General features: G+C 73.5%; 18 protein-coding genes. 8 read left to right on the forward strand and 10 right to left on the reverse strand.

Going from position 1 to position 18,847, the window contains the following annotated elements; genetic code table 11:
* Positions 1-14: 14 nt before the first annotated feature.
* The 3 genes from ACF09J_RS15400 to ACF09J_RS15410 form a co-directional block, all read right to left on the reverse strand.
* Positions 15-938 carry a DMT family transporter gene (locus ACF09J_RS15400; protein WP_392306196.1) on the reverse strand — a complete coding sequence of 308 codons (924 nt, stop codon included), beginning with the start codon at positions 936-938 and terminating at the stop codon, positions 15-17.
* Between the two features lie 78 nt (positions 939-1,016).
* Complete coding sequence (locus ACF09J_RS15405) at positions 1,017-1,751, reverse strand: ArsR/SmtB family transcription factor (protein ID WP_392305920.1); 735 nt, start codon at positions 1,749-1,751, stop codon at positions 1,017-1,019.
* A 46-nt stretch (positions 1,752-1,797) separates the two neighbouring features.
* Positions 1,798-2,439, reverse strand: coding sequence for a TetR/AcrR family transcriptional regulator (locus tag ACF09J_RS15410; protein ID WP_392305921.1), 642 nt, complete (start codon positions 2,437-2,439; stop codon positions 1,798-1,800).
* A gap of 178 nt (positions 2,440-2,617) precedes the next feature.
* Between ACF09J_RS15410 and ACF09J_RS15415 the strand changes: the two genes are divergently transcribed.
* Positions 2,618-2,905 carry a YiaA/YiaB family inner membrane protein gene (locus tag ACF09J_RS15415; RefSeq protein ID WP_392305922.1) on the forward strand — a complete coding sequence of 96 codons (288 nt, stop codon included), beginning with the start codon at positions 2,618-2,620 and terminating at the stop codon, positions 2,903-2,905.
* Between the two features lie 98 nt (positions 2,906-3,003).
* Positions 3,004-3,651 carry a TetR/AcrR family transcriptional regulator gene (locus ACF09J_RS15420; protein WP_392305923.1) on the forward strand — a complete coding sequence of 216 codons (648 nt, stop codon included), beginning with the start codon at positions 3,004-3,006 and terminating at the stop codon, positions 3,649-3,651.
* On the opposite strand, the gene ACF09J_RS15425 is transcribed toward ACF09J_RS15420, so the two are convergent.
* Complete coding sequence (locus ACF09J_RS15425) at positions 3,648-4,109, reverse strand: MaoC family dehydratase (protein ID WP_392305924.1); 462 nt, start codon at positions 4,107-4,109, stop codon at positions 3,648-3,650. The two genes, ACF09J_RS15420 and ACF09J_RS15425, sit on opposite strands and share 4 nt — an antisense overlap.
* Before the next feature lie 110 nt (positions 4,110-4,219).
* Here ACF09J_RS15425 and soxR point away from each other — a divergent pair, with 110 nt between their 5' ends.
* Positions 4,220-4,696 (forward strand): redox-sensitive transcriptional activator SoxR, encoded by a 477-nt coding sequence (gene soxR, locus ACF09J_RS15430; protein ID WP_392305925.1) that lies wholly within the window; start codon positions 4,220-4,222, stop codon positions 4,694-4,696.
* 770 nt (positions 4,697-5,466) lie between these two features.
* Here soxR and ACF09J_RS15435 read toward each other — a convergent pair.
* Positions 5,467-6,069 (reverse strand): hypothetical protein, encoded by a 603-nt coding sequence (locus tag ACF09J_RS15435; protein ID WP_392305926.1) that lies wholly within the window; start codon positions 6,067-6,069, stop codon positions 5,467-5,469.
* 15 nt (positions 6,070-6,084) lie between these two features.
* The gene (locus tag ACF09J_RS15440; protein ID WP_392305927.1) at positions 6,085-6,228 is read right to left on the reverse strand and encodes a hypothetical protein; all 144 of its coding nucleotides are present in this window, start codon (positions 6,226-6,228) and stop codon (positions 6,085-6,087) included.
* 91 nt (positions 6,229-6,319) lie between these two features.
* On the opposite strand from ACF09J_RS15440, the gene ACF09J_RS15445 reads away from it, so the two are divergent.
* The gene (locus ACF09J_RS15445) at positions 6,320-9,130 is read left to right on the forward strand and encodes a penicillin acylase family protein (RefSeq protein WP_392305928.1); all 2,811 of its coding nucleotides are present in this window, start codon (positions 6,320-6,322) and stop codon (positions 9,128-9,130) included.
* Between the two features lie 66 nt (positions 9,131-9,196).
* Here ACF09J_RS15445 and ACF09J_RS15450 read toward each other — a convergent pair whose 3' ends face one another.
* Positions 9,197-10,513 carry a serine-threonine protein kinase gene (locus ACF09J_RS15450; protein WP_392305929.1) on the reverse strand — a complete coding sequence of 439 codons (1,317 nt, stop codon included), beginning with the start codon at positions 10,511-10,513 and terminating at the stop codon, positions 9,197-9,199.
* 85 nt (positions 10,514-10,598) lie between these two features.
* On the reverse strand, positions 10,599-11,840 hold the full coding sequence (locus ACF09J_RS15455) for an exo-beta-N-acetylmuramidase NamZ domain-containing protein (protein ID WP_392305930.1): 1,242 nt from the start codon (positions 11,838-11,840) through the stop codon (positions 10,599-10,601).
* Between the two features lie 197 nt (positions 11,841-12,037).
* Between ACF09J_RS15455 and ACF09J_RS15460 the strand changes: the two genes are divergently transcribed.
* A complete protein-coding gene (locus ACF09J_RS15460; protein ID WP_392305931.1) occupies positions 12,038-12,802 on the forward strand; it encodes an SDR family oxidoreductase in 765 nt (254 codons plus the stop codon).
* 133 nt (positions 12,803-12,935) lie between these two features.
* Entirely contained in the window at positions 12,936-13,529 is a 594-nt protein-coding gene (locus ACF09J_RS15465; protein WP_392305932.1) for a TetR/AcrR family transcriptional regulator, read from the forward strand.
* Between the two features lie 20 nt (positions 13,530-13,549).
* Here ACF09J_RS15465 and ACF09J_RS15470 read toward each other — a convergent pair whose 3' ends face one another.
* Positions 13,550-14,065 carry an NUDIX hydrolase gene (locus ACF09J_RS15470; RefSeq protein ID WP_392305933.1) on the reverse strand — a complete coding sequence of 172 codons (516 nt, stop codon included), beginning with the start codon at positions 14,063-14,065 and terminating at the stop codon, positions 13,550-13,552.
* An 808-nt stretch (positions 14,066-14,873) separates the two neighbouring features.
* Complete coding sequence (locus tag ACF09J_RS15475; protein WP_392305934.1) at positions 14,874-15,782, reverse strand: DMT family transporter; 909 nt, start codon at positions 15,780-15,782, stop codon at positions 14,874-14,876.
* Positions 15,783-16,222: 440 nt separating this feature from the next.
* On the opposite strand from ACF09J_RS15475, the gene ACF09J_RS15480 reads away from it, so the two are divergent.
* The gene (locus ACF09J_RS15480; RefSeq protein ID WP_392305935.1) at positions 16,223-17,173 is read left to right on the forward strand and encodes a hypothetical protein; all 951 of its coding nucleotides are present in this window, start codon (positions 16,223-16,225) and stop codon (positions 17,171-17,173) included.
* Between the two features lie 55 nt (positions 17,174-17,228).
* Positions 17,229-18,809: an APC family permease gene (locus ACF09J_RS15485; RefSeq protein ID WP_392305936.1), complete on the forward strand. Its 1,581-nt coding sequence runs from the start codon at positions 17,229-17,231 to the stop codon at positions 18,807-18,809.
* The last annotated feature ends 38 nt before the right edge of the window (positions 18,810-18,847 follow it).

Genomic DNA, 18,847 nt, shown 5'->3' on the forward strand with positions numbered 1-18,847 from the left:
CGCGCGTGCCCGGGTCAGGGCACGCGTTCCGGACGGGGCTCCTCGTGCGCCGTACGGGAGGCCCGGCGGGGCGGCCGGGAGCGGGAGACCGCCACTCCGGCCAGGCACAGGGCCCCGCCCACCAGGGTCACCGGTCCCGGCACCTCACCCAGCGCCAGCCACGACATCAGCACGACCAGGGCCGGTACGGCGTACGTCGTCGCGCCCATCCGGCTCGCGGTCGTGCGGGACAGCGCGTAGGCCCAGGTCGTGAAGGCGAGCGCGGTCGGGAACACGCCGAGGTAGACCATGTTGAGTGTGGCCGGCAGCGGGGCGCGGGCGGCCTCGTGCAGCAGCCGGCCGGTGAAGGGGAGACAGGCGACCGCGCCGACCAGGCAGCCGAACGTCGTCACCTGCAACGCGCTCGCCCGGCCCAGCGCCGGCTTCTGGGCGACGACGCCGGAGGCGTACGCGACCGCCGCCAGCAGGCACAGCACCACGCCGAGCACCGAGGAGCCGCCCCCGCCCGACATCGACAGGCCCACGGTCACCGCGCCCGCGAACGACACCGCCATGCCCGCCAGCAGCCGCGGCGGCATCGGATCACCCAGCAGCCGCGCCCCGAGCAGCGCGATCAGCAGCGGGCCGACATTGACCACCAGGGCCGCGGTACCGGCGTCGACCCGCTGCTCGCCCCAGTTCAGGGCCACCATGTAGAAGCCGAACCAGAGCAGCCCGGATATCGCGATCCCGCGCCAGGCCGCGCGCGGCGGCCACCCCTCCCGCCGCACCAGACAGATCGCGCCCAGCGTCAGGGCCCCGGCCAGCAGCCGCCCGAGGGCCAGCGCGCCGGGCGAGTACGCGGCACCCGCGACTCGGATCGAGACGAAGGCGGAGGCCCACAGCACCACGGTGACGGTGGCGGCCGCGGCGGCCGGACGGGACGGGGAGACGTTCATCATGCTTCCTGAGGCTAGGCGGGCAGGGGTGGGCGGGGCTCGCGGATTTCGGACGGCCAGGACCGGCCGGCTGCGCGCTCAGCGCAGCGCGGCCGTCTCGATCCCCAGCAGGTCGGACAGGGCGCGTTCGCCGGCCGGGGTGACCCCGACGGCGCGCTCGGAGCCGATGCGCACGCACCAGCCCGCGTCGAACGCGTGCCGGCACAGGGCCGCGCCGGCGGCCCCCGCGAGATGGGGGCGCCGTTCCGTCCAGTCGAGGCAGGCCCGGGCCAGCGGGCGCCGCCCCGTGCGGTCCAGACCGATGCCCACCGTGCCGAACCAGGTCAGCCCGGCGTCCGTGAGCGCGAAGCCGAGGTCCTGGCCCAGCAGTCCACGCGCGGTGAGCGCGTCGGTGAGCGCGATGCCGAGCCGCCCGGCGAGATGGTCGTAGCAGGTGCGCCCGCGGGCCATCGCCGACCCGGCGCTGGACTCCCGCAGCGTGCGCGGCCGGCGCGTGGCCCGCGGGGCGGCCTGGGCGGCCAGGTCCTCCACGAGCTGGGCGACCCGCGCGTCGGCCAGGCGCACGTACCGGTGCCGCCCCTGCCGCTCCTCGGTGAGCAGCCCGCCCGCGACGAGCTTGCCCAGGTGCTCGCTGAGCGTGGACGCGGCGACGCCCGCGCGCCGGGCCAGCTCGCCCGCCGTCCATGCCCGCCCGTCCAGCAGCGCCAGCAGGCACGCGGCCCGTGTCTCGTCGGCGATCAGCCCGGCGAGCGCGGCCAGCGGCGATGCCACGGGGTCCGCGCGCCCGGACCGTGTCCGTTCTCCGGTACTCATGAGGCCAGCATGGAACACGGATGCTTCGGCGGCCGCCGAAGTGTGCTCACCCGCTCCGCCCCACCTGCTCGTACTGCCGTGCCAGCCCGTCCAGCAGGGCCGTGAGCCCGGTCTCGAAGGCCCGTTCGTCGATCTTCTCCTGTTGCTCGGCCAGCAGATGGGCCTGCCCGAGGCGCGGATAGTCGGACGGGTCGTAGGCGCCGGCGTCGTCCACGAAGCCCCCGGCGAAGGAGCCGAGCGCGGAGCCCATGACGAAGTACCGCATCAGCGCGCCGATCGAGGTCGCCTGCGCGGGCGGCCAGCCGGCGTCGACCATCGCGCCGTAGACCGCGTCGGCCAGCCGCAGCGCGGCGGGGCGGCGGCCGGGGCCACGGGCGAGGACCGGGACGATGTTCGGATGGTCGCGCAGGGCGGCCCGGTAGGACAGCGCCCAGTCGCGCAGCGCGGTGCGCCAGTCCCGGCCGTCCTCGAACATCGACAGATCGACCTGGGCGCTCACCGAGTCCGCGACCGCCTCCAGGATCTCGTCCTTCGTCCTGAAGTGGTTGTAGAGCGAGGGCCCGCTCACGCCGAGTTCGGCGGCCAGCCGGCGGGTGGAGACGGCCGCCAGGCCCTCCGCGTCCACGAGCTCCCGCGCCGCCGCGACGATGCGGTCGGCGCTCAGGAGCGGGGTGCGGGGCCGGGCCATGGCGCACATCGTAGAGCGGCGGGACCGAACGGGCGGCGGGACCGAACGGGCAGGCGCGCTCGCGTGGGCAGGCGCGCTCGCGTGGGCCGGGCCCGGCGCCGGTACCCGCGGTTCTGAGTACGTGAGCTGAGTATCCCGGCGGATGTGGCCGCGCCCCCGTGGGCCGACGCTGGTCGCCATGAGTGACGCACCGGTCAAGCAGCAGAACACCGCGGCCTTCTACGGCCAGTCGGTCGCCTCCTTCGGCATCGCCATGGCGGCCACCGCCATCGGCATCTTCAGGCTGCACGCCGACGCCTGGGTACGCGCCTTCCTCGCCATCGCCGTCCTGTACCTTGTCACCTCCGCCTTCACCCTGGCCAAGGTGATCAGGGACCGCCAGGAGGCCGGGCGGATCGTCAGCCGGGTCGACCAGGCACGGCTGGAAAAGCTGCTCTCCGAACACGATCCGTTCGAGAAGCTGTGACGCCACGGGCCGCCCAGCCCGCCGACCCAGCAGGCTAAGCGAGCGCTCAGCCCCGGCGGTATGGTGGACCCCCTGACGCGAAAGAGGGCGAGCGAGCGATGACTACGGCGGAGGAGACGACCGGCGGCGACCCGCAGCCGTGGGGCGAGGTCACCCCGGACGCGGCCCGGCGGCTGCTCGTGGCCGCCGTGGAGGCCTTCGCCGAACGGGGCTACCACGCGACGACCACCCGGGACATCGCGGGCCGGGCCGGAATGAGCCCCGCCGCCCTCTACATCCACTACCGGACGAAGGAAGAACTGCTCCACCGCATCAGCCGGATCGGCCACGAGAAGGCGCTGGAGATCCTGCGCACCGCCGCCCGCCGCGAGGGCGGCGCGACCGAGCGGCTCGCCGACGCCGTGAGCTCCTTCGTGCGCTGGCACGCGGGCGGGCGCACCACCGCCCGGGTCGTGCAGTACGAGCTGGACTCGCTCGGCCCGGACGCCCGTGCGGAGATCCTCGCCCTGCGCCGCCAGGTCGACGCCGAGGTGCGCGGGATCATCGAGGACGGTGTCGCGTCGGGCGAGTTCGACGTGCTGGACGTGCGGGGCACCACGCTGGCCGTGCTGTCCCTGTGCATCGACGTCGCCCGCTGGTTCAACGTCGACGGCCCCCGCACCCCCGACGAGGTCGGCGCGCTGTACGCCGACCTCGTGCTGCGGATGGTCGGGGCGGGCCGGCACCTCCCGCGGGGGTCGGTCTAGAGGTAGTACCGCACCACCGACTCCGCCACGCACACCGGCTTGTCGCCGCCCTCGCGCTCCACGGTGAAGGCGACGGTCACCTGCACCCCGCCCGGCACCTCGTCCGCGCCGGTGACCACGGCGGTGGCCCGCAGCCGTGAGCCGACCGGGACGGGGGCGGGGAAACGGACCTTGTTGGTGCCGTAGTTGACGCCCATCCGCACGCCCCGCACCTCGATCAGCTGCGGCCCGAAGACGGGGAGCAGCGACAGGGTCAGATAGCCGTGGGCGATGGTGGTGCCGAAGGGTCCCGCGGCGGCCCTGTCCGGGTCCACGTGGATCCACTGGTGGTCGCCGGTGGCGTCGGCGAAGAGGTCGATCCGCTTCTGGTCGATCTCCAGCCAGTCGGTGTACCCCAGCCGCTCGCCCACCGCGGCCCTGAGTTCGTCGGGGGACGTGAAGATCCTGGGCTCTGCCATGTGTCGGCCTCCCGCCTCGCGGATGAAGTCTAAGCAACTGCTTAGCATGGTCGCGCGCGAGGCCCCTGTCAACGGACCGGGCGGGTGGCGCGGTGGGTAGGCTCTGAGAGGTGCCCCAGATCCCCGAGAAGATCCACGAGCTGACCGTCGGCCAGTTGGCGGCGCGCAGCGGCGCCGCCGTGTCCGCCCTGCACTTCTACGAGTCCAAGGGTCTGATCAGCAGCCGCCGCACATCGGGCAACCAGCGTCGTTACTCCCGCGACACGCTGCGCCGGGTCGCCTTCGTCAGGGCGGCGCAGCGCGTGGGCATCCCGCTCGCCACGATCCGTGAGGCGCTCGCCCGGCTCCCCGAGGAGCGCACCCCCACACGGGAGGACTGGGCCCGCCTCTCCGAGGCCTGGCGCTCCGAGCTCGACGAGCGCATCCGGCAGCTCAACCGGCTGCGCGACCACCTCACCGACTGCATCGGCTGCGGCTGCCTGTCCCTGGACTCCTGTGTGCTGTCCAACCCGGACGACGTCTTCGGCGAACGCCTGACAGGCTCCCGCCTGATGGCGGAACGGGGCAGCGGCCCCGGCCACGCGTAGTCCCTCGCGCAGCCCGGCCGACCACCCCACCGAGACCGCCACGCGACGGGCCGGTCCGGCGTCCCGTGCGGTGCGGTGCGTGGTCCTGTCGTCCCGGCGGCGGACCGGTCCGTCGCTCCGCGCGATGCTCTGGTCCGCGGTCCCGTGTGGCGCGTCGGCCCGCCGGCCCGCGTGGCGCGTCGGTTGGGCGTCCCGTGCGGTGGTCGGGCCGGTCGTCCCGTGCGGTGTGTCGGTCTGTCGCCCGGCGGCGGGCCGGTCCGTCCCTCCGCGCGGCGGGTTGGTCCGCGCGTCCTGCGCGGCGCGCCGGTTCGCGGTCCCCCACGGAGCGTCGGTCCGTTGGCCCGTGTGGCGCGTCCGTCCGCTGGCCCGTGTGCGCCGTCTCACACAGCGCGTCGATCCGTCGCCTCACGCGGCGCGCCGGCCTCCGTGAGGTGCGCCGGTCCGTCGTCGGGTGCGGTGTACTGGTCCGCGGTCCTGCGCGCGCGGTGGTTCGCGGTCCCACATGGCGGGTCGGTCGGCTGCCCGCGTGGCGCGTCGGTCCGCTGGCCCGTGCGGCGCCTAGGTCCGCCGTCCCACACAGCGCGTCGATCCGCCGCCTCACGCGGCGCGCCGGTCCGCCCCCGTGAGGTGCGCCGGTCCGCCGTCCTTTGCGGCGCGCCGGTGTGCCCTTGCCGGCCGGCGGTCCCCCGGCCGCCGGGCGGGCTTCGAGGCGGCCCCGTCGGCCGGCCGGCGGGACCGGTGCACCTCGCCCCGAGGGCCTGCCGTCGTGGTCAGGCGGACATCAGCAGCCGCCCCCGCCTGGCGTACGCCAGGGCCTCGGGGGTGAGGACGGGCAGCGGGACCAGGATCCCGCACTCCGTGCAGACCGGCCCGGACGACGGATCGTGGTCCAGGTCGTACGACCAGGCGAGGCGCTCCCCGCCGCACACCGGGCACGACGCGCCCGGTTCGCGCTCCAGTGCGGCGATCAGCCGGCGCAGCACCTCGGCCAGCGGTTCGCGCGGGTGCACCCGCGGGTCGTCGCACCAGGCGACCCCGAAACCGCCCCAGGTCATCCGGTGCCAGTCGTCCACGCTGCCCGGCCTGCGCAGCCCGTCGTGCTTCTCCTGCTTACGGCGCCTGGCGAACCCGGCCTCGTAGTCGAGCCACACCGAACGCGCTTCTTCCAGTTCGTCCAGTGCGGCCACGAGCCGCACTGGATCGGGGGACCTGTCCTCGGGACCGAACCCGGCCCGCGAGCAGAGATGGTCCCAGGTCGCCCTGTGCCCATAGGGAGCGAACCGCTCGAGGCACTTGCGGAGCGAGTAACGCCGCAGCGCCAGATCGCACCGCGGGTCCCTCACCTGTCTCGCCAGACTCCGGAAACCGGCCATCGCCCTGCACCTCCGTCACACCTGCATCCGCACTTCGGTCACTGCGGCGTCGTCGTACGGAGCCGTCACGACGGCTCCGCCGGATAGACGTGCCGACGTCCGATCCGGCTCCATCCGTTTTCCGATGCCCGCCATAACGCCGCCCTGGTTGACCTTCACGGGGTGGCGCCAAAAAGTGACGCACGTTCATCTTCCCCTGAGGGGATACCGGCGGTAACGTCCGGCCACCACCCCCTCGGGAGGAGTTGCCATGCCACGGCGCACCCCACACAACGCGCTCGACAGACTGAGAACTCCCCGCAGATTCCCCGGGTTCCTGAAGACCGCCTCGGTATGCGTTCTCATTGCCGGTCTTTTGTCACCCCTTTCTCAAGCGGCGGCCGCCGCGACGCCCGCCGGCACCGCCACGACGACCGCCGCGGCCCCGAACGACTACTGCGGCGGCCGGTGCTCCGACATCCTGCCGCCCGGCGAGAACGGCAACGCCACCCTCGCCCAGGTCCTCCTCAACCAGGCCTTCGGCATCCAGCCCGACCACGCCGAGGACCAGCTCGGCCCGTACGCGAACCTGGCCACGGGCTACCCGTCGCTCACCGACGCGAAGATCAACTCCTTCTTCAACGACGCCTCGTTCGGTGTCCCCTCCGGACAGATCGCGTCCACCGAGAAACCCGCGGGCCGCGCCGACGTGACGATCGTCCGCGACAAGAAGACCGGTGTACCCCACATCACGGGCACCACCCGCTACGGCACCGAGTTCGGCGCCGGGTACGCCGCCGCCCAGGACCGGCTGTGGCTCATGGACGTCTTCCGGCACGTCGGCCGCGGGCAGCTCACCTCCTTCGCCGGCGGCGCGGCCGCCAACCAGGGCCTGGAGCAGGGGTTCTGGCGCAACGCCCCGTACACCGAGGCCGACCTCCAGGCGCAGATCGACCGAGCCGTGGCCGGGAACGGCGCCCGTGGGCAGCAGGTGCTCGCCGACGTGAACGCCTACCTGGACGGCATCAACGCCTACATCGACGTCTCCGACTCCGGCCGCTACTTCCCCGGCGAGTACGTCCTGACCGGCCACAAGGACTCGATCACCAACGCCGGCACCATCGCCCACTTCAAGGTCACCGACCTGGTCGCGCTGGGCTCCGTGGTCGGCGCCCTGTTCGGCTCGGGCGGCGGCGGCGAGGTGAACAACGCGCTGTCCCTGCTGGCCGCCCAGGCCAAGTTCGGCGTCGGGGAGGGCACCAGGATCTGGGAGTCCTTCCGGGAGCGCAACGACCCCGAGGCCGTTCTGACCGTCCACGACGGCAGGAGCTACCCGTACGCGACGAAGCCGGACGACCCGAAGGGCCGGGCGCTGCCCGACGCCGGCTCGGTGGCCCAGGAACCGCTGGTGTACGACCGCACCGGCAGCGCGACGGCCAGGACCGCGACGGGCGCCACCTCATCGGCCGCGAAGAGCGCCCTGTCCTCCGCCCGGCGCGGCATGTCCAACGCCCTCGTGGTCGGCGGCGAGCACACCGCGAGCGGCCACCCGGTCGCCGTCTTCGGCCCGCAGACCGGCTACTTCGCACCCCAGTTGCTGATGCTCCAGGAGATCCAGGGCCCGGGCATCAGCGCCCGCGGCGCCTCCTTCGCCGGACTGAGCATGTACGTCGAACTCGGCCGCGGCCAGGACTACTCGTGGAGCGCCACGACCTCCGGCCAGGACATCATCGACACGTACGCCGTCGAACTGTGCCAGGACGACCACCACTACCTGTACCGCGGCACCTGCACGGCCATGGACAAGGTCGAGCAGACCAACTCCTGGAAGCCCACCGTCGCCGACGGAACGGCGGCCGGTTCCTACACCATGCGCGTGTGGCGCACGAAGTACGGCCCGGTCGAGTACCGCGCCACCGTCGGCGGCAAGAAGGTCGCCTACACCACCCTGCGCTCCTCCTACCTGCACGAGGCCGACTCGATCATCGGCTTCCAGATGCTCAACGACCCCGACTTCGTGAAGGGCCCGGAGGACTTCCGGCAGGCCGCGCAGCACATCAACTACACGTTCAACTGGTTCTACGCCGACTCCCGGCACACCGCGTACTACAACAGCGGCGACAACCCGGTGCGGGCGAACGGCGTCGACGCCGAGTTCCCGGTGTGGGCGCAGCCGGCGTACGAGTGGCGCGGCTGGGACCCGGCGGCCAACACCGCTGACCACACCCCGCCCTCCGCCCACCCCGCCTCCGTCGACCAGGACTACTACGTCTCCTGGAACAACAGGCAGGCCCTGGACTACTCCGCGGCCTCCTGGGGCAACGGCTCGGTGCACCGCGGCGACCTGCTGGAGGACCGGGTGAGCAAGCTGGTCGCGGCCGGCGGGGTGACCCGCGCCTCGCTGGTGAAGGCGATGGCGGACGCGGCCCTGGCCGACCTCAGGGCCGAGGACGTGCTGCCGAACCTGCTGAAGGTGATCAACAGTTCGCCGGTGACCGACTCCACGGCCGCGGCGGCGGTGGGCAAGCTCCAGGCATGGCTGTCCGCGGGCGCCAGGCGCACCGCGACCTCGGCCGGCTCCAAGACGTACGCCGACGCCGAGGCCATCCGGATCCTGGACGCCTGGTGGCCGCTGCTGGTGAGGGCCGAGTTCGAACCGGGGCTCGGCAGCGACCTCTACGGCGCCTTCACCGCCAATCTGCCGGTCGACGAGTCCCCGTCGGCCGGGCACGGCCCGACCGGCTCGCACGCCGGAAGCGCCTTCCAGTACGGCTGGTGGAGCTATGTCGACAAGGACATCCGGGCGGTGCTCGGCGAGTCGGTGCAAGGCCCGCTGGGCCGGACGTTCTGCGGCGGCGGCAGCCTGAGCGCCTGCCGCGACACCCTGATCGGCACCCTGAAGCAGGCGGCGGGAGCGAAGGCGGCCCAGGTCTACCCCGGCGACGACGAGTGCTCCGCGGGCGACCAGTGGTGTGCCGACGCGATCGTCCAGCGCGCCCTGGGCGGCATCAAGCACGGGAAGATCGGCTGGCAGAACCGTCCGACCTTCCAGCAGGTCGTGGAGTACACCGGCCACCGATAGGTCTTCCGGACAGCCGGTTCGACCGGGTGGTTCGACCGGGCGGTTCGACCGGGCGGCGGGCCGGTGTCAGCGGACACGGCCCGCCGCCAGCACCACCCGCGCCAGCTCGGGGTGCAGGATGTCGCCGTGCGCGCCGGACGGCGGGCCGCCGCGCCTGACCACCTCGGCCGCGTCCACGTTCACGCAGCCCGACGCCGGAAACGGCCCGGCCAGGGCCGCGGCGAGGGTGCACACGCGGGTGCCGGGCACCGCCTGCACGCCGTCGTGCCCCAGCGCGCCCCAGGCGGGCCCGAGCAGGGCGCCCACGTCGAGGCCGAGCACCGACCGGTCGTCGTCCGCCATCCGCGAGGCCAGCGGATACAGCGTGCCGAGGGCCGTGTCGAAGCGGGAGTGGCAGCACACCAGGGGGCCGTCGACTCGGCTCTCCCGGCCCCGCAGCACCCCGCACGCGCGCGGGTCGCCGGGCAGCCGGGGCGCGAACGCGTAGTGGGAGAAGGCGGCTTGGAGCAGCGTCACGGACTTGACCGTCCGCACCCCCTCGGGCAGCCCGCTCAACGCGAACGACACCAGCCGCCCGCCGAAGCTGTGCCCCACCAGATGGACCCGCACCCCGGGCGCCGTCTGCGCGAGCCGTCCGAGCACCGGGCCGAGCCCCCGCTCGCCGACGACGCCCGCACGCCGCTTCATCCTGTAGTACGTCGCCTGCCGCAGCAGCTCCTTCGCGCCGTCCCACGGGTTCGGCAGCGTGAACGACCGCTGCCCGTCCGGGTCCTGGAGCCCGGCGAGGGCGCCGGCGAACTCGGCGCAGACCTCTGCCGCGGGCCGTGCGAACATCGCGGGCCCGCGCTGCGGCAGGCCCTCCGTCACGGTGTCCGCCGCGAACCGGGCACCCGGCCCCGGCGTCGCATCGTCGGTCAGCCGCCGCACCAGCCGTCCGAACTCCTCCAGCGCGGCCGGCTCCCGCACGGGGCCGTCCAGCATCCGCGCGAGCGCGTCGACCACCGCGGCCCGCCCGGGGAAGGTGCCCCGCAGCGCCTTGCGGGTGTCCTGGTCGAGCACCGTCGACGGCACCGGCCCGGCGGCGGTGGAGCGGGGGAAGTCGGGGATGGGCTCGTCGCAGAACCGCATCGACGGCCACATCACCCCGACGTACCCGGTCCCGGCCGCCGGGGCGAGCCGCGGCACCGGCGCGAAGAAGCGGCCGTAGAGCCGGGTCGCGCCGGAACGGTCGTTGTTCCAGCCGTGCGCGAAGACGATCAGGTCGCGCACCGCCCGCCGTCCGGCTCCGGCGAGCAGCCGGTCCCGCTCGGCGCCGTCCACGTCACCGTCGGCGTCGAAGGTCAGCTCCCAGTAGGGCGCCACGCCGATGTCCGGATCCGCCATGACCGACCCCCTCGTCCCCACAAGCGGAGCGATGTGTCGCGCATCGTCCTGCCAACGGGGGCGGAGGGCCAGGGGTCACGGCAGCTCAGTAGAGGAGGTATTGCTTCCGTATCCTCCGGAAGTCGGCCAGCTCCTGCCGCCAGCCCGCCACCACCTCGTCGGTGTCCGCCCCGGCGTCGATCATCGTGCGCACCCGGGTGGAGCCGGTGAGCTTGTCGATCCAGTTGTCCGAGCGCCAGGCGAAGCCGCTCCAGACCCGCTTGGCGGTCACGAGCAGCGCGATCCCGGTCCGTACAGGATCGAACGCGTCCCGGTTGTGCACATGGATCTGCACCCCGCCGACGGTCGTGTCCTGGAACTTCGAGAAGGTGGGCGCGAAGTACGCCTCCCGGAAGTGCACGCCCGGCAGGCGCAGCGCGTTGGCCGCGGCCGCCCAGCGCCCGTCGACGCCCTGCGCGCCGAGCAGTTCGAAGGGGCGGGTGGTGCCCCGGCCCTCCGACAGGTTGGTGCCCTCGAACAGACACGTTCCGGAGTAGACCAGGGCGGTGTCGGGGGTCGGCATGTTCGGGCTCGGCGGCACCCAGGGCAGCGCGGAGGCGTCGTAGAAGTCCGACCGGCGCCAGCCGGTCATCAGGACGGTCTCGAGCGGGACCGGCGTGGTCAGGAACTCGCCGTTGAACAGCCGGGCCAGCTCGGCGACGGTCATGCCGTGCGCCTGCGCGATCGGCTGCCGTCCGACGAAGGTGGCGAACTCCGGGTGCAGCACCGGACCGAGCGCCTCCCGGCCGGTCACCGGGTTGGGCCGGTCGAGCACCACGAACCGCTTGCCGGCGAGGGCCGCGGCCTCCATGCAGTCGTACAGCGTCCAGATGTAGGTGTAGAAGCGGGCGCCCGCGTCCTGGATGTCGAAGACCACCGTGTCCACGCCGGAGGCCGTGAAGACGTCGGCGAGCGGCTGCCCGCTCTTGAGGTACGTGTCGTACACCGGCAGCCCGGTGGCCGGGTCGTCGTAGCGGCCCTCCGAGCCGCCCGCCTGCGCGGTGCCGCGGAAGCCGTGCTCGGGGCCGAAGACGGCCACCAGGTTCACCCGGCGGTCGGCGTGCATCACGTCCACGATGTGCCGCACGTCCCGGGTGACGCCGGTCGGGTTGGTGACGATCCCGACCCGCTGCCCGCGCAGCGAGGCGTAGCCCTCGGCATCGAGGCGCTCGAAACCGGTGCGCAGCGGGCGGTTGCCCCCGGGGGCGGCCTGGGCCGGGGCCGCCACGGCTCCGGAGGCCGCCGCGGCGGCGGTGGTGGCGAGCAGGCTCCGTCTGGACAGCTTCATACAGTGACCTCCGTGATCTCTGCGGGTGTCATGTTCACGCACGCTAGCGTGCGTCCGTCCTCCAGGGAACGAAGCGGACGGGGCCTCCTGCGGAACATGCCTTCCGGCATCACGCCTTCCGGCGCTACATACCGACTGGTTAGTCTGATGCGGCGGAGCCCTTCCGCGTCATGTGGCAGCCAGGCCGAAGGAGACCGATGGTGCAAGCCGTGCAGGGTGCGGGAGTGGTGGTCACCGGAGCCGGGGGCGGCATCGGCGCCGCGCTGGCCCGCCGGTTCGCCGCCGAGGGCGCCCGGGTCGTCGTCAACGACCTCGACGCCGACCGGGCCGCGGCCGTCGCCGCGGAGATCGGCGGCACCGCCCTCCCGGGCGACGCGTCCGAGGTCGTCGCCGCGGCCCGCGACGCGCTCGGCGGCACGGTCGACGTCTACTGCGCCAACGCGGGCCTCGGCGCGGGCGGTTCGGAGGCGGCCGGCGAGGAGGTGTGGGCCCACGCCTGGGACGTCAACGTCATGGCCCACGTCCGCGCCGCCGAGACGCTGCTCCCCGGCTGGCTGGAACGCGGCAGCGGCCGGTTCGTCTCCACCGTGTCCGCGGCCGGGCTGCTCACCATGATCGGCGCGGCCCCCTACAGCGTCACCAAGCACGGCGCCTACGCCTTCGCCGAGTGGCTGTCGCTGACGTACCGCCACCGCGGGATCAAGGTGCACGCGATCTGCCCGCAGGGCGTGCGCACCGACATGCTGGCCGCCACCGGCAGCGCGGGCGACCTGGTGCTCCGGCCCACCGCGATCGAACCGGAGGACGTGGCAGACGCCCTGCTGGAGGGCATCGCCGAGGACCGCTTCCTGATCCTGCCGCACCCCGAGGTCGGCGGGTTCTACCGGGCCCGGGCCGCCGACCCCGACCGCTGGCTGACCAGCATGAACCACATCCAGCGGACCTGGGAGGAGACCGGGTGACACCGGGGGCGACCGGAGCCGACCGAGGTCCTGCCGGACGCGCCGGGGACGGCAAATGGGAAGATCCTCCGTCGGGGACCGCGTTCCCGTAGACAAGGCAGCGAGCAGGAACACGGAAGGCAGGTGGCGGCAGGTGCCCAGGACGACGGACTCAGGCGGCACTCCGGTGCCGCAGCGGCTCCTGGCCGCCGCCACCCGGCTCTTCGCCGAGCAGGGCTACGACCGCACCTCGGTGCAGGAGATCGTCGAGGCGGCCGGCGTCACCAAGGGGGCGCTCTACCACTACTTCGGCTCCAAGGACGATCTCCTGCACGAGGTGTACGCGCGGGTGCTGCGCGTCCAGCAGGAGCGCCTGGACGCCTTCGCGGACGCCGACGAACCGGTCGAGAAGCGGCTGCGGGACGCGGCGGCGGACGTGGTGGTGACCACCATCGAGAACCTCGACGACGCCATGATCTTCTTCCGCTCGATGCACCATCTCAGCCCGGAGAAGAACAAGCAGGTGCGGGCCGAGCGCCGGCGCTACCACGAACGCTTCCGCGCGCTCATCGAGGAGGGGCAGCGGTCCGGCGTCTTCTCCACCGCGACACCGGCCGACCTGGTGGTCGACTACCACTTCGGCTCCGTCCACCACCTGTCGACCTGGTACCGCCCCGACGGTCCGCTCGGCCCCCAGCAGCTCGCCGACCACCTGGCCGACCTGCTGCTGCGGGCACTGCGTCCGTAGCCGGGCGCGGCGCCACCGGTTCACCCCGGTGACCGGTGCGCCTTCAGGCGCTCGTAGGCGGCGAGCCCGTCCGGTACCCACTGCCACTCGGCCAGGCGGCGTTCCACCTCGTCCTCGGGCAGGAAGTCGTACCAGGCGACCTCCTCGGCCTGCGGCCGCACCGGCAGCTCGCAGCGCACCTGGTAGACCGCCGACCACCAGCTGCGGCCCGCGCCGTCGTCGTACAGGAACTTGAAGAGGTACTCCGGACGGGTCAGCCCCGTCACCCCCAGCTCCTCCTCGGCCTCGCGCAGAGCCGCGTCGTCGTAGGCCTCGCCCGCGCCGACCACCCCACCGACGAACATGTCGTGGAGGGAGGGGAAGACCAGCTTGGTGGACGTGCGCCGGTGGACGAAGAGGCGGCCCTCCGCGTCCCGGGCCTGGACGAAGACACAGCGGTGTCGCAGCCCCTCCGCGTACACCTGGCCGCGCGGGCCCTGCCCGACGACCCGGTCGTGCTCGTCGACGATGTCGAGGATCTCGTCCGCAGCGCTCATACCGCCATCCAATCAGCCCACGCTCCGAACCGGCGGCGCGCGTACCACCGTCAGGGCGGGCGCCGCCACCGCCCGCGTGGGGCGTGGCACGGGGTCGAGGGTGTGGTTCGGGCGGGGTCCGTGTGCTTGCGGGGCGCGTTTCTGTCGCGGGTCCGAGCGTGCGGTGGTCCGGGCAGTGTGTGCGCGGGCTGCGGTTCAGGTGGGGCGTGGCACGGGGTCGAGGGTGCGGCTCGGGATGGATCAGCGTCGTCGCGGGTCCGCTTCTTCTGCGGGTCCGAGCGTGCGGTGGTCCGGGCAGGCTGCGCGGGCAAGCGCGGTTCGGGGGCGCCGCCACCGCCCGCGTGGCGCGTGGCGCGTGGCGCGTAGGTCGAGGGTGTGGTGCCGGCTGGGTCCGTGTGCTTGCGGGTCGCGTTTCTGCTGCGGGTCCGAGCGTGTGGTGGTCCGGGAGGGCCGTGCGCGGGCTGCCGTCCGGGCGGGCGTCGCCGCGGTTCGCGTGGTTCGTGGCACGAGGCGGCCGCGGGGGTGGTGCGGGCTGGGTCCGCGTGGTTGCAGGCGGTGTTTCTGCTGCGGGCGGGAACTTGCGGTTGCGCGGGCCGCCGCCCGGGTGAGCGCCGCCACCGTCCGCGTGGCTGGTGGCACGAGGCCGCGGGCGGGCAGCCCCGGCCGAATCAGCCTGGTTCCGGGTCGCGTTTCTGTTCCGGGTCCGAGCGTGCGGTGGTCCCGGAGAGCCGCGCGCCGGCCCGTTCGGGTGGGTGCCGCCATCGCCCGCGTGGCCCGTGGCGAGGGCAAGGCGCCCGGCCGGGCCGGGTCAGCGGGGTTGCAGGTCGCGTTTCTGCTCGGGTACCGGTCCGCACGGCATCGCCGGGTGCATGCCGAGCAGGACAATGCCCGTCACGATCGCCGCGAGGCCCGAGGCCTCCCAGGCCAGCGCGCCGGTGTCGGTGTGCAGCCGGTCGCCGAGGAAGCCCACCCCGCAGGCGATCCCGGCCAGCGGCTCGGCCGCGGTCAGCGCCGGCAGGGACATGCGCAGCGGCGCCGTCTCGAACGCGCTCTGCACCAGGAGCAGCCCGGTGACGCCGATCACCAGCAGAGCGTACGGCTGCCAGCCGGTGAACAGCTCAGTCCAGCCGCCCGCCGAGAACCGCTGCCCGCTCACCCGGGTCAGCGCGTCCTGCACGCCGTAGAGCAGCCCGGCGGCCACCGCCAGCAGGACCGGCCCCCAGCTCAGCCGGGAGCGCTTGGCGTAGGCCGTCAGCAGCAGGGCCACGCCCACCATCACGCCGATGATCAGCCAGTGCCGCAGCGGGTCGGTGACGGCGCTGCCGGCGCGCGGACGCCCCGCCACGATGAACGCGGTCACGCCTCCGGCCAGCAGGGCCAGCCCCGCCCAGCCCTGGCGGCCCAGGGGCTGTCGGGTCTGCCGCCGGGACAGGGCGAGGGCGAACAGCAGGTTCGTGGCCAGCAGCGGCTCCACCAGCGAGATCTCGCCCCGGCCCAGCGCGAAGGCGCCCAGCACCATGCCGCCGATCATCAGCCCCAGACCGCCCAGCCAGCGCGGCACCCTCATCAGGTCGAGCAGCAGCCGGGGCGAGAGGAAGTCGCTGAGCGGTGCCCGCTGGGCCGCGTTCTGCTGGAGCACGAAACCGAAGCCCAGGCAGCAGGCGGCGCTCACGGCGAGAATCACAACCAGAACCGACACGCTGCGTACCTCGATCATCCGGCCGGGCCACGGGGTGCGTAATGGCCGACTGTAGCGTCCCGCGACCCGGTCCGCCGCCGGGACGGCCCCGAAATGGCCGGGCCGCACGGTCACCACGCCCCGCCGTCGGGGGCGCCGGCACGGCCCTTGACCATGGTGGAACCCGCGGCAACCACCGCGCCATGGCGTAGGCCACAGGAGTGACCTCCCGGGGGACGGACCGCCGCCACGGCCCCGTGACCGAGCCTCTTCACAAGTGTTGGACACGCAAGGGCAGTTGACGCGTGTAACGCACGGCCGACCCTTGACGGAGCGCGTTGGCTGGGGGTTTGCTGTCCGTGATCAGCCGATGGCAAGCCGATGACCGACGAGCAAGCCGAGGCCGGTGAGCCGAACGGGGGGCCGCTCCCCGGGCGCGCGCCGGGCCACGAACAAAGAGCGCGTGAGGAAGTTCCGCGGTGTCCCCACCCCCGCCTCCCCTCGGACGCGGCCGCAAGCGCGCCGCCCAGGTCTTCGACACCGCTCTCGACGACACCGAACTCCGCGAGGCGCGCGCGGCGTTGGCACAGGGAAGGTGGCAGGCGGTGCGCTCGCTGCTCGTGCGCACCAAGGGCGACTGGGACCGCCGCGGCCACCGCGTCACCGTCCTCGCGGAGGAGTCCCACACCGCGGCCTGGACCCGTGACTGGCTGCTCGCCGAGCCCGAGTCCGCCGACGCCTCCGTCCTGCTCGGCATGTCCCTGGTGCAGGGCGCCCTGCGCGGGAGGGAGAAGCCCGACCCGGCCCGCGAGGCCTGCCGGGCGGCGGCCGAGCTGGCGCCCGCCGACCCCACGCCCTGGCTCGGCCTGCTCCTGCTGGAGCGGGGCCTGGGCGACGAGGAGGAGGTCGTCCGCCTCTTCGACAAGGTCCGCCACCGCCATCCCGACCACCACCACGCCCACCACCTGATGGTGGCCCAGCTGGCCGAGCGGCACGCCGACGCCGGCCCCGACCCGCTGCACGAGGTCTACGACTTCGCCAACTGGGCCGCCGAGCAGGCGCCCGCCGACTCACCCCTGGCCATGCTCCCGGTGGTCGCGCACGCCGAGCGCTACCGCGTCCTGGCCGGCGCGGGACACGCTCAGGCCGATCCGGCCGCCTCCGGGCACTGGTCGGGCCGCCGGGCACGGCAGGTGATGAAGGTGGCCTTCGACTGGTGGCTGGAGTGGGAGCAGGAGGGCCATCCCCGCCGTCTGGTCGATCTGAACTTCCTCGCCCACGCCAAGCACTGCGAGGGCCGGGGCGCCGAGGCCGCCGCCCTGTTCCACCGCATCGGCGACCACCCCACCCAGGCGCCGTGGGCGTACCCCGACCGAGATCCGTACACCGCCTTCCGCATCGCGCGCGCCGCCGCGCTCGGTGCGGTGTAGTGCCGCGCAACCCCGTACGCACCACGACCCCGACGCCCGAAAGGACGAATCCCCGATGACGACGGGCAGTTCGAGCACGAGCAGAGCCACCGCCGACGGTGGCGGCATCAGCACCTTCAAGGGGCAGGAGCGCGCCCTGCGCGCCGACCGCCTCGGCACGGGGGGTCTGCTGCTCTCCGTGCTCGCCGCGACCGCCCCCCTCATGGTGGTCGCGGGTGTCATGCCCACCACATTCGCGGTGATGGGAATCGTCGGACAGCCGCTCCTGTTCGTGCTCCTCGGCACCGTGCTGATCCTCTTCAGCTTCGGGTACGCCGAGATGAGCCGCCACGTCCACAACGCCGGCGCCTTCTACGCCTACATCTCCCGGGGCCTCGGCGGCACCGCGGGCGCCGGCGCGGCGCTCGTCGCCCTCGTCGCCTACAACGCGCTCCAGGCCGGCATCTACGGGATCTTCGGCTTCGAGGTCTCCAACCTGTTCGCCACCTACGCCGACCTCACCGTCGCCTGGTGGATACCCGCGCTCGTGGCCGCGGCCGTCGTCGGGGCGCTCGGCTGGCTGAAGATCGACGTCAACGCGCGCGTGCTCGGCGTGCTGCTGGTCATCGAGGTCGTGCTCGTCGTGATCTTCGACGTGGCCGCGATCGGCGACCCGGCCAAGGAGGGCCTGTCCCTGCACGCCTTCAACCCGGACACGCTCGCCGGCGCCGGCATCGGCACCGCGCTGTGCTTCTGCATCGCCGCCTTCCTCGGCTTCGAACAGGCCCCGGTGTACGCCGAGGAGACCAGCCGCCCGCACGTCCTGGTCCCGCGCGTGATGTTCCTCGCCGTCGCCGGTGTCGCCGGCTTCTTCGCGATCAGCAGCTGGGCCCTCACCGTCGCCACCGGCCCCTCGGCGATCATCGGCACGGCCGAGAAGGAGAGCGCCGGGCTGCTGTTCACCCTGACCGAGTCGCGGCTCGGCGGCACCTTCACCGACGTCCTGCACGTCCTGTTCGTCACCGGCATGTTCGCGGCCATGCTGAGCTTCCACAACGTCGTCGCCCGGTACGCCTTCGCCATGGGCCGCGAGGGACTGCTCCCGGCCGCCTTCGGACGCACCTCCAGCTCCAGCGGCGCGCCCGCGACCGGATCCCTCTCGCAGACCGTCGTCTCGCTGGTCATCGTGATCGCCTTCGCCGTCACCGACGACAAGCCGGCCGGCGACCCGACCGCGCCCGTGCTGCACCTGTTCACCTGGTTCGGCAACCTCGGCGCGCTCGGTGTCATCTTGCTGATGGCGGCGGCCAGCGTGTCGGTGATCGTCTTCTTCGTACGGCGGGGCGCGGCGGCCGCGCAGGCATGGCGGCTGGTCACCTCCGCCGTGGCCGGCGTGGCCCTGCTGGTCATCGCCACCTACACGGTCAAGGACTTCGACGTCCTGGTCGACGCCGGCCCCGGCTCGCTCCTGAGCCGTGTGCTGCCCGGCATCGTCGGCCTCGCCCTCGTCGTCGGCCTGGTCCAGGGCGCCGTACTGCGCTCCCGCCGGCCGGAGGCGCACGCCCGCATCGGCCTCGGCAACGAGGCCTTCCAGCTCGACAAGGCCGCGGAGGCGGCTCAGAACGCGGAGGCGGCGGAGGCGGAGACGGCGTCCTAGGCCCGGGTACGGGAAGGCGTCCTGGGCCCGGTACGAGA

Origin of the sequence: Streptomyces sp. NPDC014889 (assembly GCF_043081205.1) — a bacterium.
Taxonomy (GTDB): Bacteria; Actinomycetota; Actinomycetes; order Streptomycetales; family Streptomycetaceae; genus Streptomyces.

Bases quoted from the DNA above. Each gene is read 5' to 3' on its own strand.
- ACF09J_RS15400 (WP_392306196.1), bottom strand. From the start codon at position 938: ATGAACGTCTCCCCGTCCCGTCCGGCCGCCGCGGCCGCCACCGTCACC.
- ACF09J_RS15405 (WP_392305920.1), bottom strand. From the start codon at position 1,751: ATGAGTACCGGAGAACGGACACGGTCCGGGCGCGCGGACCCCGTGGCA.
- ACF09J_RS15410 (WP_392305921.1), bottom strand. From the start codon at position 2,439: ATGGCCCGGCCCCGCACCCCGCTCCTGAGCGCCGACCGCATCGTCGCG.
- ACF09J_RS15415 (WP_392305922.1), top strand. From the start codon at position 2,618: ATGAGTGACGCACCGGTCAAGCAGCAGAACACCGCGGCCTTCTACGGC.
- ACF09J_RS15420 (WP_392305923.1), top strand. From the start codon at position 3,004: ATGACTACGGCGGAGGAGACGACCGGCGGCGACCCGCAGCCGTGGGGC.
- ACF09J_RS15425 (WP_392305924.1), bottom strand. From the start codon at position 4,109: ATGGCAGAGCCCAGGATCTTCACGTCCCCCGACGAACTCAGGGCCGCG.
- ACF09J_RS15435 (WP_392305926.1), bottom strand. From the start codon at position 6,069: ATGGCCGGTTTCCGGAGTCTGGCGAGACAGGTGAGGGACCCGCGGTGC.
- ACF09J_RS15445 (WP_392305928.1), top strand. From the start codon at position 6,320: ATGCCACGGCGCACCCCACACAACGCGCTCGACAGACTGAGAACTCCC.
- ACF09J_RS15450 (WP_392305929.1), bottom strand. From the start codon at position 10,513: ATGGCGGATCCGGACATCGGCGTGGCGCCCTACTGGGAGCTGACCTTC.
- ACF09J_RS15455 (WP_392305930.1), bottom strand. From the start codon at position 11,840: ATGAAGCTGTCCAGACGGAGCCTGCTCGCCACCACCGCCGCCGCGGCG.
- ACF09J_RS15460 (WP_392305931.1), top strand. From the start codon at position 12,038: ATGGTGCAAGCCGTGCAGGGTGCGGGAGTGGTGGTCACCGGAGCCGGG.
- ACF09J_RS15470 (WP_392305933.1), bottom strand. From the start codon at position 14,065: ATGAGCGCTGCGGACGAGATCCTCGACATCGTCGACGAGCACGACCGG.
- ACF09J_RS15475 (WP_392305934.1), bottom strand. From the start codon at position 15,782: ATGATCGAGGTACGCAGCGTGTCGGTTCTGGTTGTGATTCTCGCCGTG.
- ACF09J_RS15485 (WP_392305936.1), top strand. From the start codon at position 17,229: ATGACGACGGGCAGTTCGAGCACGAGCAGAGCCACCGCCGACGGTGGC.